At 68.7% G+C, this 15,214-nt stretch carries 19 protein-coding genes and 1 other RNA gene; 11 read left to right on the top strand and 9 right to left on the bottom strand.

The features are described from left to right. The first annotated feature begins 17 nt into the window (after nt 1–17). The 3 genes from panD to ATI37_RS01740 are packed head-to-tail and all read left to right on the top strand — an operon-like array spanning nt 18 to nt 1,807. The gene (gene panD / locus ATI37_RS01750) at nt 18–368 is read left to right on the top strand and encodes an aspartate 1-decarboxylase (protein WP_117236844.1); all 351 of its coding nucleotides are present in this window, start codon (nt 18–20) and stop codon (nt 366–368) included. Beyond that, a complete protein-coding gene (gene mqnP, locus ATI37_RS01745) occupies nt 365–1,213 on the top strand; it encodes a menaquinone biosynthesis prenyltransferase MqnP (protein ID WP_117236843.1) in 849 nt (282 codons plus the stop codon). The genes panD and mqnP overlap by 4 nt, the downstream gene beginning before the upstream one ends. A gap of 48 nt (nt 1,214–1,261) precedes the next feature. Further along, nucleotides 1,262–1,807, top strand: coding sequence for a TIGR01440 family protein (locus ATI37_RS01740; RefSeq protein WP_408646674.1), 546 nt, complete (start codon nt 1,262–1,264; stop codon nt 1,805–1,807). On the opposite strand, the gene ATI37_RS01735 is transcribed toward ATI37_RS01740, so the two are convergent. Beyond that, entirely contained in the window at nt 1,782–2,840 is a 1,059-nt protein-coding gene (locus tag ATI37_RS01735; protein ID WP_117236841.1) for a pyridoxal-phosphate-dependent aminotransferase family protein, read from the bottom strand. The two genes, ATI37_RS01740 and ATI37_RS01735, sit on opposite strands and share 26 nt — an antisense overlap. A gap of 23 nt (nt 2,841–2,863) precedes the next feature. On the opposite strand from ATI37_RS01735, the gene ATI37_RS01730 reads away from it, so the two are divergent. Then, entirely contained in the window at nt 2,864–3,715 is an 852-nt protein-coding gene (locus tag ATI37_RS01730; RefSeq protein WP_117238479.1) for a hypothetical protein, read from the top strand. On the opposite strand, the gene mscL is transcribed toward ATI37_RS01730, so the two are convergent. Beyond that, a complete protein-coding gene (gene mscL, locus ATI37_RS01725; RefSeq protein ID WP_117236840.1) occupies nt 3,669–4,043 on the bottom strand; it encodes a large conductance mechanosensitive channel protein MscL in 375 nt (124 codons plus the stop codon). The two genes, ATI37_RS01730 and mscL, sit on opposite strands and share 47 nt — an antisense overlap. Nucleotides 4,044–4,193: 150 nt before the next feature. On the opposite strand from mscL, the gene ATI37_RS01720 reads away from it, so the two are divergent. The 4 genes from ATI37_RS01720 (at nt 4,194) to csaB (ending at nt 8,471) form a co-directional block, all read left to right on the top strand. Next, nucleotides 4,194–5,324 (top strand): ABC transporter ATP-binding protein, encoded by a 1,131-nt coding sequence (locus tag ATI37_RS01720; RefSeq protein ID WP_117236839.1) that lies wholly within the window; start codon nt 4,194–4,196, stop codon nt 5,322–5,324. A 101-nt stretch (nt 5,325–5,425) separates the two neighbouring features. After that, nucleotides 5,426–5,791: a hypothetical protein gene (locus tag ATI37_RS01715; protein ID WP_117236838.1), complete on the top strand. Its 366-nt coding sequence runs from the start codon at nt 5,426–5,428 to the stop codon at nt 5,789–5,791. Continuing rightward, complete coding sequence (locus ATI37_RS01710; protein ID WP_117236836.1) at nt 5,788–7,494, top strand: DUF5693 family protein; 1,707 nt, start codon at nt 5,788–5,790, stop codon at nt 7,492–7,494. Before ATI37_RS01715 ends, ATI37_RS01710 begins: the two co-directional genes overlap by 4 nt. Then, complete coding sequence (gene csaB / locus ATI37_RS01705; RefSeq protein WP_117236835.1) at nt 7,479–8,471, top strand: polysaccharide pyruvyl transferase CsaB; 993 nt, start codon at nt 7,479–7,481, stop codon at nt 8,469–8,471. The genes ATI37_RS01710 and csaB overlap by 16 nt, the downstream gene beginning before the upstream one ends. Here the strand turns inward: csaB and ATI37_RS01700 are convergent. The 4 genes from ATI37_RS01700 to miaA are packed head-to-tail and all read right to left on the bottom strand — an operon-like array spanning nt 8,446 to nt 12,641. After that, nucleotides 8,446–9,507, bottom strand: coding sequence for a hypothetical protein (locus ATI37_RS01700; RefSeq protein WP_117236833.1), 1,062 nt, complete (start codon nt 9,505–9,507; stop codon nt 8,446–8,448). The genes csaB and ATI37_RS01700 overlap by 26 nt on opposite strands. A 1-nt stretch (nt 9,508) precedes the next feature. Continuing rightward, nucleotides 9,509–10,252: a 3'-5' exonuclease gene (locus ATI37_RS01695; protein WP_117238478.1), complete on the bottom strand. Its 744-nt coding sequence runs from the start codon at nt 10,250–10,252 to the stop codon at nt 9,509–9,511. 57 nt (nt 10,253–10,309) lie between these two features. Continuing rightward, nucleotides 10,310–11,725 (bottom strand): Asp-tRNA(Asn)/Glu-tRNA(Gln) amidotransferase subunit GatA, encoded by a 1,416-nt coding sequence (gatA, locus tag ATI37_RS01690; RefSeq protein ID WP_117236832.1) that lies wholly within the window; start codon nt 11,723–11,725, stop codon nt 10,310–10,312. A gap of 7 nt (nt 11,726–11,732) precedes the next feature. Then, on the bottom strand, nt 11,733–12,641 hold the full coding sequence (gene miaA, locus ATI37_RS01685) for a tRNA (adenosine(37)-N6)-dimethylallyltransferase MiaA (protein ID WP_117236830.1): 909 nt from the start codon (nt 12,639–12,641) through the stop codon (nt 11,733–11,735). A gap of 18 nt (nt 12,642–12,659) precedes the next feature. On the opposite strand from miaA, the gene ATI37_RS01680 reads away from it, so the two are divergent. Continuing rightward, nucleotides 12,660–13,061: an Hsp20/alpha crystallin family protein gene (locus ATI37_RS01680; protein WP_117236829.1), complete on the top strand. Its 402-nt coding sequence runs from the start codon at nt 12,660–12,662 to the stop codon at nt 13,059–13,061. Here ATI37_RS01680 and ATI37_RS01675 read toward each other — a convergent pair. The 3 genes from ATI37_RS01675 to ATI37_RS01665 all read right to left on the bottom strand — a co-directional run bounded on the left by ATI37_RS01675 (nt 13,058) and on the right by ATI37_RS01665 (nt 14,187). Next, nucleotides 13,058–13,636, bottom strand: coding sequence for a thymidine kinase (locus ATI37_RS01675; protein ID WP_117236827.1), 579 nt, complete (start codon nt 13,634–13,636; stop codon nt 13,058–13,060). The genes ATI37_RS01680 and ATI37_RS01675 overlap by 4 nt on opposite strands. Nucleotides 13,637–13,705: 69 nt before the next feature. Next, complete coding sequence (gene rpmE / locus ATI37_RS01670; protein WP_117238477.1) at nt 13,706–13,921, bottom strand: 50S ribosomal protein L31; 216 nt, start codon at nt 13,919–13,921, stop codon at nt 13,706–13,708. Nucleotides 13,922–14,001: 80 nt separating this feature from the next. Beyond that, nucleotides 14,002–14,187 (bottom strand): hypothetical protein, encoded by a 186-nt coding sequence (locus ATI37_RS01665; protein ID WP_117236826.1) that lies wholly within the window; start codon nt 14,185–14,187, stop codon nt 14,002–14,004. A gap of 43 nt (nt 14,188–14,230) precedes the next feature. Here ATI37_RS01665 and rnpB point away from each other — a divergent pair. Continuing rightward, nucleotides 14,231–14,596, top strand: an RNA gene (gene rnpB / locus ATI37_RS01660) — RNase P RNA component class A. Nucleotides 14,597–14,779: 183 nt separating this feature from the next. Continuing rightward, nucleotides 14,780–15,214 (top strand): division/cell wall cluster transcriptional repressor MraZ, encoded by a 435-nt coding sequence (mraZ, locus tag ATI37_RS01655; RefSeq protein WP_117236825.1) that lies wholly within the window; start codon nt 14,780–14,782, stop codon nt 15,212–15,214.

The following is a 15,214-nucleotide window of genomic DNA, read 5'->3' as shown; positions in this document are numbered from 1 at the left end:
CTTTCGTGAGGCGCGTGATGTTCCACGCCAAGATCCACCGGGCCACGGTGACCGAGGCCGACCTCCACTACGTGGGCTCGGTGACCGTGGACCAGGACCTCCTAGAGGCCGCGGGCATCCTCCCTTACGAGCAGGTGGACATCTACGACATCACCAACGGGGCCCGGCTCACCACCTACGCCCTACCCGGGAAAAGGGGCTCGGGGGAGGTCAAGATCAACGGGGCCGCGGCCCACCTGGTGCGCCCGGGGGACCTGGTTATCCTGGTGGCCTACGGGGTCTTTGACGAGGAGGAGGCCCGGAGCCTCAAGCCCACCGTGGTCCTGGTGGACGAGCGGAACCGGATCCTCGAGGTACGCCGAGGGTGAGCCGCCTCAAGCTTTACCTGGAGCTCATCCGCTTTGAACACACCCTCTTCGCCCTCCCCTTCGCCTACGGGGGGATGCTCCTGGCGGCGGGGGGGTGGCCGGGGTGGCATACCTTCCTCCTGGTAACCCTGGCCATGGTGGGGGCCAGGACCATGGCCATGGCCCTGAACCGGCTCATAGACTGGCCCCTAGACGCCCTGAACCCTAGGACCCAGAACCGCCACCTCCCCCGGGGCCTGGTGAAGCCCTGGGAAACCCTCCTGCTGGCCCTTTTGGGCCTGGCCCTCCTCGTCTACGCCGGCCTCTCCCTGAACCCCCTCACGGCCAGGCTCCTCCCTGTGGCCGTCTTCTTCCTCGCCTTTTACAGCTACACCAAGCGCTTCACCTGGCTCTGCCACTATGTCCTGGGCCTCACCATTGGGGCGGCGGCGGTGGGGGGGTGGATCGCCGTCACGGGGAGCTTCGCCCCCACCGCCCTTTGGCTCTGGGCGGGGGTGGCCCTGTGGATCGCCGGGTTTGACATCCTCTACGCCACCCAGGACTACGCCTTTGACCGGACCTATGGGGTGAAGAGCATTCCCGCCCGATTCGGCATCCCCAAGGCCCTCCTGTTGGCCCGGGCAAGCCACCTTCTCGCCTGGCTCTCCCTCCTCCTGGCAGGGCTCACCTACGGGGCCGGGGCCTTCTACTACCTGGGGCTCGCCCTGGTGGGGGCCCTCCTCCTCTACGAGCACCGCCTGGTCTCCCCCGAGGACCTCTCCCGGGTGGACCTGGCCTTCTTCCAGGCCAACGTGGGCGTGAGCCTGGGAATGTTCCTCTTCATCCTACTAGACCTGGCCCTTTAGGTATAGGCTTGGAGCGTGGAGGAGCTTCGCCAGCAGGCCAGAAGGGCCATGGAGGAGTACCTGGAGCTTTTCCCCATGCCCAAGGGGAGCCTCTTCGTCCTGGGAGGCTCCACCAGCGAGGTCTTGGGGCAGAGGTTGGGCTCGAGGCCCAGCTTGGCTGCAGCGGAGGCCATCCTGGAGGGCCTCCTACCTCCCCTGTTGGAGAGGGGAGTCTTCGTGGCCGTCCAGGCCTGCGAGCACCTGAACCGCGCCCTAGTGGTGGAGAGAGGAGCCCTGGAGGCCTATGGCCTGGAGGAGGTCACCGTCTTCCCCCACCCCAAGGCGGGGGGAGCCTTGGCCACCGCCGCCTTCCTCCGCTTCCGGGAGCCGGTGATGGTGGAGTCCTTGAGGGCCAGGGCCCATGGAGGGATGGACATCGGCGGGGTTCTGATCGGCATGCACCTCCGCCCCGTGGCCGTGCCCCTTAGGCTTTCCGTACGCAAGCTGGGCGAGGCGGTCCTCATCGCCGCCAAGACCCGGCCCAAGCTGGTGGGTGGGGCCCGGGCCGTCTACACCCGGGAGGAAATGCTTAAGAGGCTGGAAGAATATCGCTGAAGGCCTCCCGGAAGAGGGCCGCCACCCCAAAGGCCTCGTAGCGGTCGTAGTGGCCCATGAGGGAGAGGCGGAAGATCCTCCCCTTGAGGGGCCCCTGTCCCCCAGCGATCACCGCCCCCCGCTTGGCGAAAGCCTCCTTCACCGCCCCGTAGGGCACGCCCTCCGGCAGGTAAAAGGCGGCCACGGCGGGGCTTCGGACCTCGGGCACAGGCCTAAGCCCCAAGCCCTCCCCCACCTCGTAGAGGAGACCGTTCTGCCAGGCCTTTAGGGCCAGATGGGCCTCCAGGTTGGGAAGGACCTCTTCCAGGACCGCCGCCACCGCCCCCACCAGGTTGATGGCCGGGGTCCAGGCGCTCTCCCCTTCCCGCTGGGCCCTAAGCTCCCGGGAGAGGTCCAGGTAGTACCCCCGGGGCCTGAGGAGGGAGAGGGCCCTGGGGCTAAGGGCTACGAAGCCGAGGCCTGGGGGACACATGAGGCCCTTCTGGCTTCCCGAGGCCGCGGCGTCCACGCCAAAGCCCTCGAGGGCCACCTCCTTTAGGAGGAGGCTCGTCACCATGTCCGCCCCCACCAGGCCCTCGGGGTTTGCCCCCCTAAAGGCTTGAGCGAGGGCAGGGAGATCCACCAGGGCCCCCGTGGAGGTCTCGGAGTGGACGAGGAGGAGGCCCTCAAACCCCCTTCGGGCTACGTCCTCGGGGCGGGGAACGGCCCCGTAGGGGTAGTCCAGCCGCTCCACCTGGAGCCCTGCGCTTTCGGCGATCTCGGCGAAGCGCTCGGAGAACTTGCCGTAAACGGGGACCAGGACCCTCTCCCCAGGGGCGAAGAGGTTTTGTACCAGGGCCTCCATGGCCAGGGTGCCGCTTCCCGTGAGGAGGAGGACCTCCCCTTCCGTGCGGAAGGCCTCCTTGAGGAGGTGGCGCGCCTTCAGGAAAAGGGCCCGGGCGGCCTCGGTGCGGTGGTGGAGCTGGGGGCGGGCGAGGGCCCCCAGGGCCTTAGGGTGGAGGCGCACGGGACCAGGGGTGAGGAGCCAGTCCATGGGAAAAGTGTATCGTGTTTCCCGTGCGCTTCGCCCTGCGCTTTCGGGCCCTGCAAGCAGGCAGCTACGCCCTACCCCTTCCCCAAGACCTCCCCGGCCAAAGGCTTATGGACCTTTGGCTCTCCCGCCGGGCGGAGGCCATGTACCAGGCCTCCGGCAACTTCCTGGCCCGCTTTGCCCTGGAGGAGGGGGAGGCCCTGGAGGTCCGCTTCGCCCTAAGGCCCGAACCCCTGGCCCACGACCCCCCTTGGAAGGCGGCCCTCCTCCGGGAACCCCCCGAGGCCTGGCCGGGCATCCTGGCCCACCGGGGGCACAGGGTGGAACGGGCCCAGGGCTTCCTCCTCTCGGGCAGGCCCCACACCTGGTTCCTGGTGGACGGCCTCCCGTTGGACCCGGAGCTCTTCCAAGCCCTCAAGGAGGACCCCGCCCGCCTCCTCCCCCTGGGGGTGGCCCCCAGGCCGGAGGCCTACCTGGGCGGGCACGAGGGGAAGAGGCTCCTCCTCCTCAAGGCCCCCTGGCCCGGGGAGGAGGTCCCCATGTGGGAAGAGCTCCGCCCCCTGGGCCTAAAACCCCTTCCCCCCGCCCGGGCCCTGGCCTTCGCCGCCTTGGGCCTCTCCGCCTTGGGCTTCCCCACGGGGCCCTGGCCCTACCTTCCCTACCTCCTGCTCCTGGGCCTGGGCCAGGGAAAGGCCCTAAAGGACCTCTTCTTTAGGGCCCCTTTGCGGGCCCTCGAGGTCCCCCTCTTCCACGCCTTCGCCCTCTCCGCGACCCTGGAGCCCAGGCCTGAGCTCGGCCTTGGGTTCCTGGGGCTTTTTTTCTGGAACCGCCTTAGGCCCTCTTCCGGAGCTCGGCCAGAATCTCCCGGAGGAGCTTAACCTCCTCCGGGGGCTCCGGCGGAGGTGCGGAAGCCTCCTCCCCCTTCCGCCGCTTGGCCACCTCGTTCATGGGGGTCACCACTAGGAAGTAGATGGCGGCCGCGACCACGAGGAAGTTCACCAAGGCGTTGATGAACTTGCCCAGGGCGATGGGCCCTAGCTTGATGGCGGAGAAATCCGTGGCCCCGCCCAAGGCCCCGATCAAGGGGGTGAGCACGTCGGCCACAAAGGAGTTCACCACCTGGCCAAAGGCCCCGCCGATGATGACCGCCACCGCCAGGTCCACCACGTTGCCCCGCAGGATGAAGTTCCTAAACCCCTTCAACATAGCCTCGCCTCCTTAGCAAGGAGCGCCGTCTCCGGGCACCTAAAGGTTAAAGGGTGCCCGTGCAAAACATGTGAAAGCCCCACTTGTTGTAAAATGCCCCCGCACCCCCGATGGGCCAAAAGGCTCAAAGCGTGGGGCCAGGAGGCAAGGATGGCCAAAGTCAAGCTGGAGCACGTGTGGAAGCGCTTCGGTAAGGTGGTGGCGGTCAAGGACTTCAATCTGGAGACGGAGGACGGGGAGTTCGTGGTCTTCGTGGGCCCCTCAGGCTGCGGCAAGACCACCACCCTGCGCATGATCGCCGGGCTGGAGGAGATCTCCGAGGGGAAGGTCTTCATCGGCGACCGCCTGGTGAACGACGTCCCCCCCAAGGACCGGGACATCGCCATGGTCTTCCAGAACTACGCCCTCTACCCCCACATGAACGTCTACGAGAACATGGCCTTCGGGCTCCGCCTCCGCCGCTACCCCAAGGACGAGATTGACCGCCGGGTCAAGGAGGCGGCCCGCATCCTGAAGATTGAGCACCTCCTCAACCGCAAACCCCGGGAGCTCTCGGGCGGCCAGCGCCAGCGGGTGGCCATGGGCCGGGCCATCGTGCGGGAGCCCAAGGTCTTCCTCATGGACGAGCCCCTCTCCAACCTGGACGCCAAGCTCCGGGTGGAGATGCGGGCGGAGATCGCCAAGCTCCAAAGGCGGCTTGGGGTCACCACGGTCTACGTGACCCACGACCAGGTGGAGGCCATGACCCTGGGCCAGCGCATCGTGGTCATGAAGGACGGGGAGGTCCAGCAGGTGGACACGCCCTTGAACCTCTACGACTTCCCTGCCAACCGCTTTGTGGCGGGATTCATCGGAAGCCCCTCCATGAACTTCATCAAGGCCCGGGTGGAGGTCCAGGGGGAGAGGGTCTACCTGGTGGCCCCCGGCTTCCGCATCCGGGCCAACCCCGTCCTAGCCCAGTCGGTGAGGCGCTACGCCGGCAAGGAGGTGTGGCTGGGCATCCGCCCGGAGCACCTGGGCCTCAAGGGCTACACCGTGATCCCCGAGGAGGAGAACGTGATCCGGGGCGAGGTGGAGGTGGTGGAGCCCCTGGGCGCAGAGACCGAGCTCCATGTGAACCTGGACGGGACCGTGCTGGTGGCCAAGGTAGACGGCCACGCCCCCGTGCGGCCCGGGACCCAGGTGGAGCTTCTTGCGCACACGGGCCGCATCCACGCCTTTGACCCCGAGAACGACACCACCATCGGCCACTCCCAGGAGCAGGCGGCGGTGGTCCGGTAGCGCCACCCCAACCTGGCGGCACCGGGACGAGGGGCCCAGGCACACAAACCGTCCAAGGGAAAAGGTGGGGAGGGTGGTTCCCCACCTCTTATCATGGGGGGGTGAACGCGGCCAAGGCTTTAGCCACGGGAATTGCCCAGAGGACAGCCAGCAGGGGGGACGCCCTGGCCTGGACCTTGGGGCAGGGGGTGGGCCTCCCCTGCCCAACCTCATCCGAGGGGAACCGTCCCCAAGCCCATGAGCCGGCTCCCTACCCCGAGGGGGTCTGGGCCCTCATGGAACCCCAGGCCCACGGGGGCCCCATCCGCCGCCCAAGGGGGGAGGGGCGGGGCCTCCTCCGGGTCAAGCCCCCATCCCAGGCCCTTGCGGAACCCTCTTGGCACCCCAGGAACGCGGTCTGGATCGGGGGAGGCCGGAACCCCGCGGCCAAGGGCTTCCCCCACCCGGCCTGGATGGGGGTGGCATGAAGCCCCTCCTCAACCTCCTCATTCTGCTCGCCCTCTTCCCTTCCCTCCTAGCCCTGGAACCCAGGCTCAGGGCCGAGGGCCCTGGCCCCGTGGCCCTGGTCATGGATGCTGAGGCCCTCAGGCAGGAAGCCAAGGCCACCGGTAGGAGCCTCGTGGAGGTTCTGCTGGAGTACCGGACCCTGGGGGTAAACGGAGTGGCCTTCCCCGAACGCTTCGTCAGGGACTGGGTGGCCGAGGGAGTCCTCCTCTACCGCCAGGGGCGGGAGCTCGTGGAGGCGGGGCTTCCCGCCAGACGGGACTGGCACTACCTCAAGGGGGAGGCTTGGCTCCTCAGCCTCCTGGAGCGGGCCTACACCCTGCCCACGCAGCAACTCGGCCCCTGGCTGGGCTTCCCCTTGGACGTGCAGGTCTTCCCCGCCTTTTACCCTCTGGAGGAGATAAGGAAGGCTCAGGAGGCGGGGTTTTTCGTCGTCGCGCGGCCCATCAACCAACGCTTCCGGGTTCTAGACCCCTCCCTCCCCCTGGTGCCCCCGGAGGCCCAGGCCGTAGTCTTCGCTGGCCTCGAGGCCCTGGGCCACCCCTACCGTCTGAAGGAAGCCGAAGCCCTTCTCAGGGTGCCCGTGGCCCTCATCGAGGGCACCCCCCAGCCCGGCCTGAGCGCCTTCCGGGAAAACGGCCTCCTCAGGCTCTTCAGCCTGCCCTACGAGTGGCAGCTCAGACTGGCTCCTGAGGAGGCCGCGGACAAGTACCTGCTGGCGGCCCGGGAGCGAGGCCACCAGCTCCTCTACCTCAGGCCCTACCCCTACCCCGAGGAAACCCGGCGCTTCCTAAAGCGCATCAGCGAGGGCCTAGAGGCGAGCGGCATCCCTATAGGCAACCCTGGCCCCCGGGACTTCACCCCAAACCCCCTGGGCCTCTTCGCCTGGCTGGGGGTCTTTGCGGGGTTGGGGCTTTTGGCCCTAGGGCTTCCCGTCTTCGGACCCCTTTTGGCCCTCCTCCTCCTCCTCCTGGCCCTGGGGTACGCAGGGGGCCAGGGGGGTGCCCTTCTGGCCGCCTTGGTCTTCCCTGTCCTGGGGTTTCTGGGCCCCAGGAATGGGCTTTGGATGTGGGCCAGGACCCTGGGGTACGCCCTGGCGGGGGCGGTCTTCCTCTCCGCCTTGGGCTCCACCCCGGAGGCGGTCCTGGGCCTCGCCCCCTTCAAGGGGGTCTCCCTCACCCTCCTCCTCCCCCCCCTGCTGGTGGCCTTGAGCTTTCTGGAAAAGAACTACAAAGAGGCGCTGGTCCGCCTCTACGCCCATCCCCTGCGCCTGGGGGAGGTGGCCCTGGCCCTCGTGGCCCTGGCCCTCGTGGCCCTGGCCCTCCTGAGGCGGGGGAATGAGGCCCCCATCGCCTTGGTCCCCGAGGTTGAGCTGAGGCTAAGGGACCTCCTCCAGAACCTCATGGTGCGCCCCCGTTTCAAGGAGGTCTTCGGCCACGCCCTCTTTCCCCTGGCCCTCCTTCTCCCCTGGCCCCGGTGGGTGCAAAACGGCCTCCTCTTCCTGGCCGCCATCGGCACGGCCTCCATCCTCAACACCTTCAGCCACTTCCACACCCCCCTTCCCGTCTCCTTCTTCCGGGTGGTGAACGGGGTCCTCATAGGGGGTCTCCTGGGGCTGGCTGGGGTTATCCTGGTAAGGAGGCTTAGGGCATGGTGGTCGGGGTAGCGGGGTACTACGGGTTCAGAAACGCCGGGGACGAGGCCATCCTCGAGGCCATCGCCCGGGAGCTGAAGGCAAGGGGGCATCAGGTCCTGGCCCTCTCGGGAGACCCCAAGCGCACCCGGGAGGAGCACGGGATCCGGGCCGCCCACCGCCTAAACCCCCTGGCCCTCCTGCGGGCGGACCTTTGGCTTCTAGGTGGGGGGGGGCTCTTGCAGGACGCCACCAGCCGCCTAAGCCTCCTCTACTACCTCAGCGTCTTGCGCCTAGCCCGGGCCTTCCACAAGCGGGTGGTGGTCTTCAACCAGTCCCTGGGCCCCCTCTCCCCCTGGGGGGAGAGGCAGGTGGGGCAGGCCCTCAAAGGGGTCCTGGTGGTCCTCAGGGACCAGGACTCCCTAGACTACGCCAAAAGGCTCGGGATTCCCGCCGAGCTAGGGGCCGATCCCGCCCTCCTCCTCACCCCACCCCCGGTGAAGCGGGAGGAGGAGCTGGTCCTGATCATCCCCCGGGCGGGGGTGGGCCCGGAGGGGGTGCGTACCCTCTACGTCACGGCCAACCACCTCTTCCACGAGGGGAGGCAGGTCCTGGTCCTCCTCCTGCAACCGGGCTACGACGACGAGGTTCTGGAAAACCTTCCCCATCACCGGGTGGAAAAGACCTCCGACCCCAGGCGGGTCCTCTACCTGGCGGCCCAGGCGGGGTACGTAATCTCCATGCGCCTCCACGGCCTGGTCCTGGCAGCGGCGGCGGGCACCCCCTTCGCCGCCCTCTCCTACGACCCCAAGGTAGCCGCCTTCGCCAAGGAGGCCGGGGCCTACTACCAGGAGCTTCCCGGGGACCCCATCAAGCTCTCCAAAGCGGCCATGTACGGACGCTACCCCGACTGGGAAAAGGTGGCGGCCCTGAAGGAGAGGGCCAAGAGGAGCTTTGACCTGGCCCTGGGCGAGGCCTCGCCCATCAAGCGTCCCCACGGACGCGGCTGAGACGGCCCTTCACCGCCTCGGAAAAGGCCTGGAGGTCGGAGAGGGCCTCCTCCACCTCCTGCCTGAGGAGAAACTCCCCAGGGGAAAGCCGCTTGAGGAGGAGGAAGGGGGGCTGGGCGAGGAGCTCCACCCCCTGGCGCACCGCCTCGGGGCTGAGGCCTTCCTCCAGGGCCTCGGCCTCGAGGTCAGGGAGGAGGAAGACCTCGCCCAAGCGCTTCTTGGCGAGGAGGAGGAGGAAGGCGGCGAAGGCCCCCCTCTCGGAGAGCTCCGCCAACAGGCGGTCCTCCAGGGCTTCCACCGCCTCGAGGTCTACCCGGCCCCCCTTCAGGAGGTCCTCCAGGTCCAAGGGAGTGATGGGGAGGCGGGCCTTGAGGCGCACCAGCCGGCTCACCGCCTCGGGAGAGAGGTGGCCCATCCCCTGGGGCACGGCCTCCTTCTCCGACTCCGGGGCCAGGAAGGCCACATGGGCCCCCTGCTGCCGGTAGGGCCTTAGGAGATCCGCCTCCCCCTCCCCCAGGCGCAGGAGGGCCAGGACCACCTGCCGCCGCCCCAAGGAGGCCTTGTAGGTCCAGGGGGGGCCCCCCTCCAGGAAGAAGCCCAGGCGCCTCAGGTCCTCGGTGATCCCGGGGGGTTCCAGGACCTTGGGCTGGTGGGGGAAGAGCACCTCCTTGGGGTAGGGGGTGACCCGCACCCGCCGCTTCTCCGGCGCCGGGTGCTCCTCCTTTTTCGGTTTCTCCTGGGGCCTCTCCGGCTGGGGGGGGCGCAGGGGGACGCGGGGCAGGGCCTTCAGCTCCACCTCCCCCCCCCGGAAGTGGAGGAGGATGGCCTCATTGGCCGCCAGGCGGCGCTTGGCGTAGTAGGGGGCCAGGCCCCGCACCAGGCCCGCTTTCCAGTCCACCTCCCCCTCGTAGGCCTCCCCGTCCTCGTCCACGAAGCGGACGCGCTCCTTTCCCAGGAGGCGCTGGCGCAAGGAGGCGGTGAGGGCCATGGTGCCCGTCTGGATACAGGTGCTGGTCAAGACATAGCGGGTGGTCATACTATCTCCCCAGGTCCACCAGGGGGCGGGGGCTCCCTGAAGTGACCATATAATACACCTCGTACACCACAGCGAGGGTGCGCTCCACATCCGCAAGGGCCCGGTGCTTTTCCCTTGGCGGGAGTTCCAGGACCTGGGAAAGGGCGTCCAGGCCGTAGCCCTTGAGGCCCCGCATGGCCCTTCTGGCCACGCGGATGGAGTCCACCACGGGGTTCCTGAGGTCTAGGCCCAGGCCCTCCAGCGCGGGCCGGAGAAAGCCCAGGTCAAAGGCGGCGTTCTGGATGACCAGGGTGGCCCCCTCCAGGAGGGGGTAGGCCTGAAGGAGGACGTCCTCCAGAGGCGGGGCCTCCTCCAGCTCCTCCGGGGTTATCCCCGTCAGGCGCTGGACGAAGGGGCTTGGGGGGCGGTGGGGGCGGACCAGGCTCTGGAAGGCCTGGCGGTGCCCCTCCTCGAGGCGCACCAGGGCCACCTCGATGATCTCGTCCAGGCCGGGGGCCAGACCGGTGGTCTCCAGGTCCAAGACCACCACCGCCTCCTCCGGGTGGGGGAAGGGGTAGCGCCACTCCCAAAGCCCCACCTCCTCCCCAGGGACGAAGCGGCCGTCCAGAAGGGGGACCACCACCGGGGCCACGGGGCCCTTCAGGCCCAAGGCCTCCCCCAAAGCGGGGAGGGGCAAAGGCCTCCCCTCGGCCCGGAGGCGGCGGGCCAGGCGGGTGGCCAGGCGGTAGCGGAAGGCGGGGTCCATCATAAGGCCAGTCCGGATTACCGGGATCCCCATCCTGGCCCTAGCCGGGATGGGCTATCAGAGGGCTTCTCCCAAGGGCGTCCGAACGAAGGCCCCCCCCGTGGCCTCCTCATGGGCGAAGGCCGCCCTGAGGAGGAGCTCGTCCTTCCCCCAGGGGGCGAGGAGCTGGAGGCCCAGGGGCAGGGGCCCTTCAAACCCCGCGGGGAAGGAGAGGGCGGGGAGGCCCGCGAGGTTGGCCCCCACGGTGTAGAGGTCCTCCCGGTACATGGCCAAGGGGTCGGGGCGGCCCCCCAGGGGGAAGGCGGGGTGGGGGGTGGTGGGGAGGAGGAGGAGGTCCACCTCCCCGAAAAGGGCCCGGGCCTCGGCCCTGAGGCGCCTCCGTAAGGCTTGGGCCCGGCCGTAGTAGGCCTCGTAATAGCCGCTGGAGAGGACGAAGGTGCCCACCAGGATCCGCCTTTTCACCTCGAGGCCGAACCGGGCCCGGGTGGCCTCCACCACCTCAAAGATCTCCTCCCCTTCCCCCCGCACCCCAAAGAGGGTCCCGTCGTAGCGGGCCAGGTTGGAGCTGGCCTCCGCCGGGGCCAGGATGTAGTAGGCGGGGAGGGCCAGGGGTAGGGAGGGCCAGGAAACCTCCTTCACGTCAAAGCCCAGGCCCCGAAAGACCGCCAGGGCCTCCTCCAGGGCCTCCTCTACCCCAGGGGAGTTCCCGGAAAGCCCCTCCCGCACCACCCCCAGGCGCAAGGGGGGAAGGGGCTCCCCTAGGGCCTCCTGGAACCTCGGGGGGAGGTCCAGGCTGGTGGCGTCCAGGGGGTCCAGGCCGGCCATGGCGTCCATGAGGAGGGCCAGGTCCCTCGCGGAGCGGGCCATGGGGCCGATCTGGTCCAGGCTCGAGGCGTAGGCGATGAGGCCAAAGCGGCTCACCCGGCCGTAGGTGGGCTTGAGGCCATAGATCCCGCAGAAGCCCGCAGGCTGGCGCACGCTCCCCCCGGTGTCCGAGCCCAGGGCTAGGGGGGCCAGGTCCGCGGCCACCGCCGCGGCGCTCCCCCCGCTGCTTCCCCCCGGGACCCGGGAGGGGTCAAAGGGGTTTTTGGTGGGGAAGAAGGCGGAGTGCTCCGTGCTGGAGCCCATGCCGAACTCGTCCAGGTTGGTTTTGCCCAGGACCAGGGCCCCTTGGGCCTTGAGCCGGGCTACGGCCGTGGCCTCGTAGGGGGGAAGGAAGTTCTCCAGAAGGCGGCTTCCCGCCGTGGTGCGGAGGCCTTTGGTGACGATGTTGTCCTTCACGGCCACGAGGAGGCCCGCCAGGGGTAGGCCGGGATCCACCCCCCTGGCCTCCTCCAAGAGGTTCTCGTTCAAGGTGAGGAAGGCCCCAAGCCCATGGTCCAGCTCCCAGACCCGCTTGAGGTAGGTCTGGGCCACCTCCAGGGGGCTCACCTCCCCCCGGGCCACCCGGGCGCGGATCTCGTGGGCCAACATGCCCCCACTATAGCCGGAAGTGGAGGCGAAGCCAGTCCCGAAAGCCCCCCCAGGCCGCCTCCCCGCCCCGGGGCAGGTAGACCACCGCCCCGGGCTCGCGGCGGAACCAGGTGTACTGCCTCTTGGCGTAGGCCTTCACCGCCCGGATGTCCCGAAGGAGGGCCTCCTCCAGGCTGTACGCCCCCTGCAGGTAGCCCACCACCTCCTTGTAGCCGATGGCCTGGAGGGCCGTGGGCATCCTGGGGTAGCGCGCAAGGAGGCCCCGCACCTCCTCCACCAGCCCCTGGGCGAACTGCCGCCTCGCCCGCTCCTCCAACCTGGGGAAAAGCCAGGCCCTATCCGGCCAGAGGACGAGCTTTTCGTAGCGGAAGCGGGGGGGCCTCCTGGGGTGGCGGGCCGGGGGAAGGCCGGTGCGGCGGAGGACCTCCAGGGCCCTTACAAGCCTCCTGGGGTTTCTCCCCACCCTCCTCACGTCCTCGAGGCTGGCCTGGGCCAGCTCCCCGAGGAGGGCCTCGAGGCCCCTCGCCGAAAGCTCCTCCCACAGGGCGGCCTGGACCGCCTCGTCCGGGGGGGGGAGCTCGTGGATTCCTTCGGAGAGGGCGCGGATGTAGTACCCCGTCCCCCCGACCACCAGGGGCACCATGCCCCTCGCCAAAACCTCCCCGATGGCCGCCTCCGCCAAGGCCACGAAGCGGGCCACGCTCATGGCCTCGCTGGGGTTCAGGAGGTCCACCAGGTGGTGGGGCACCCGGGCCCTCTCCTCAGGGGTGGGCTTGTCGGTACCGATGTCCAAGCCCCGGTAGACCATGGTGGCGTCGGCGGAGACGACCTCTAGGGCAAGCTCCTCCCCCAGGCGGAGGGCGAGGCCGGTCTTGCCGCTCCCCGTGGGCCCCGCCAGGACGGGCACGGCCTCCACATCCCTTATGCTAAGGGCATGCTGGAGCCCCTAGACCGCCTGGAGACCCTGAGAAAGCTGAAGGAGCTACAGGAGCGCATCGCCGAGCTGGCCTACCAGCTCGCGGGCGAGGAACCCGCCAGCTGGGCCCCCCGGGTGGACCTCCTGGAGGACGAGGGGCACTACGTCCTGCTGGTGGACCTCCCCGGGGTCCGCCCCGAGGACCTGGAGCTTCTGGAAGAGGGAAGCCGCATCACCCTGGCCGGGGTCCGCTACCCCCTCCCCGGCACCTACCTCCTGGAGGAGAGGCCCATGGGCACCTTCCGCCGCACCCTGGACCTCCCCGGACCCATAGAGGAGGGCACGGCCCAGGCCACCTTGCGCCAGGGGGTCCTTGAGGTCCGCTTCAAGAAGAAGAAGGGAAGCGCCCTCCCCCTTTAGGGAAGCACCTGGTGGCAGGCTCGGCACCGGGGCTCGTAATGCTCCTTTGCCCCCACCAGGATCACGGGGTCGCTGTAACGGGCAGGCTTTCCGTTCACCAGGCGCTGGGTGCGGGTGGCCGGGGCCCCGCACCGGGGGCAGATGGCAGAAAGCTTCTCCACGAACTCCGCCCTGGCCAAAAGCTCCGGCATGATCCCAAAAGGCTCCCCCCGGAAGTCCAGGTCCAGCCCCGCCAGGATGACCCGCACCCCCCTCCCGGCCAGCCTCTCCACCAGGGGCAAGAGGCCCCGGTCCAGGAACTGGACCTCGTCCACGGCCACCACCTGGGGTAGGGGTTCCAGGTACGCCTCCATCTCGGCGGCGCTCCCCACGGGGATGGCGGCCACCTGCCGGCCGTCGTGGCTCACCACGTGGCTCTCGTGGTAACGGTGATCCTGCTTGGGCTTGAAGACCAGGATCCGTTGTCCGGCGATCAGGGCCCGCCTGACCCTGCGGATCAGCTCCTCGCTCTTGCCAGAGAACATGGGTCCGGCAATCACCTCAATCCAGCCCTGGGGGTGCAACGCCGGGGGCATGCCTCGGACCTCCAGCCAGTCATCTTCTGGGGAAACCGGAGGCCCAGAGGCCCCCGGTGGGAGGACCCTCTAGCGCCCCTTGCGGTAGGCGTCCCCGTAGCGCCGCTGAAAGCGTTCCACCCGCCCCTCGGTGTCCACGAACCGCTGCTGGCCGGTGTAGAAGGGGTGGCAGTTGCTGCAGACCTCCACGTGGATCTCGGGCCTGGTGGAGTAGGTGTGGATGACGTTGCCGCAACCGCAGATGATGCGGGCAGGCACCAGTTTGGGGTGAATGCCTTCCTTCACGTTCGCCTCCTCCCGCACGGTCTTGGCCGTGCGAAAACCGCCTTCCAGTCTACCGGGGAGAAACCCCTTGCGCAAGGGCCCTAGCGGGGCGGGGGTAGGCGGCGCCAGCGGGGGCCGAAGAGCCTCCTGCGAAGCCTATGCCAGGCCAGGTACCCAAAGCCGAGAAGGAGGCCCAAAACCCCAAGGAGCCAAAGGAGCCCCAAGAGCGCCAAGCCCAGAAGGGCCACGAGGAGGAGGAGCAGGGGGGCGTACCAGGGAAGCTGCACCCCTTCACCTTAGCCCAGGTTTTCGCTAAAATGATGAGCGCCCCAGGACGGGGGTGCGGTCGCGCCTAGGGGACCTTCCCCCTGGGTGAGGAAAGTCCGGGCACCATAGGGCAGGGTGCCAGCTAACGGCTGGGCGGGGTAACCCGACGGAAAGTGCCACAGAGAAGAGACCGCCAGCGGCCCCTGAAGGGGTGCGGGCAAGGGTGAAACGGTGGGGTAAGAGCCCACCGCCTGGCCTGGCAACAGGCTGGGGCACGGCAAACCCCACCCGGTGCAAGGCCCAGTAGGCAGGAAGGGCTGGCCCGGCCCGTCAAAACCTGCGGGATGGGCCGCTCGAGGCCGGTGGCGACACCGGTCCTAGAGAGATGACCGCGTAAAACAGAACCCGGCTTACGCCCCGTCCTGGGCTCCCCGAGCCTTGGCTCGGGGAAATTTTTTGCCCCTGGTGGGTTTAAGGTGGGGTGCGGGTGGGAGGGAGTGGAAATCTGTGGGGATTACGTGCTATACTCCGCGGCAAGAGCTCTGCCTGGGTACGGCCCACGCCCCCCTATCGACGCCGTCCGGGCCCCGCGGAGGTGGGAGCAGGTGGGAGATGCCCTTCGGTGAGTACCAGTACAGCCTGGACGACAAAGGACGGGTGGTCATCCCCGCCCCCTTCCGGGACTTCCTGGAAGACGGCCTGGTCCTCACCCGGGGCATGGAGGGCTGCCTCTACGTCTTTCCCTCGGACCGCTGGCGCAAGATCGAGGAGCAACTCGTGAACCTGCCCCTCACCGACGCAGAAGCCCGGGCCTTCGTGCGCTTCTTCTACTCGGGGGCCCATAAGACCCGCATGGACAACGCCTCCCGGGTACTCATTCCCCCGCCCCTACGCCAGTTCGCCGGGCTTAAGGAGGGCGAGGAGGTGGTGGTGGCTGGGGCCCCAGGGAGGCTGGAGATCTGGAGCCAGGAGCGCTGGTGGAAGAGCATTGAGGCCATCATGCAAAACCCTCCGGCCCCAGAGGCCTTGAGGGGGCTTATCGGATAG

This window comes from Thermus sediminis (genome assembly GCF_003426945.1).
Lineage (GTDB): Bacteria > Deinococcota > Deinococci > Deinococcales > Thermaceae > Thermus > Thermus sediminis.
The sequence above is the reverse complement of the archived record's forward strand: the minus strand, read 5'-3'. Positions and strand labels throughout refer to the sequence as shown.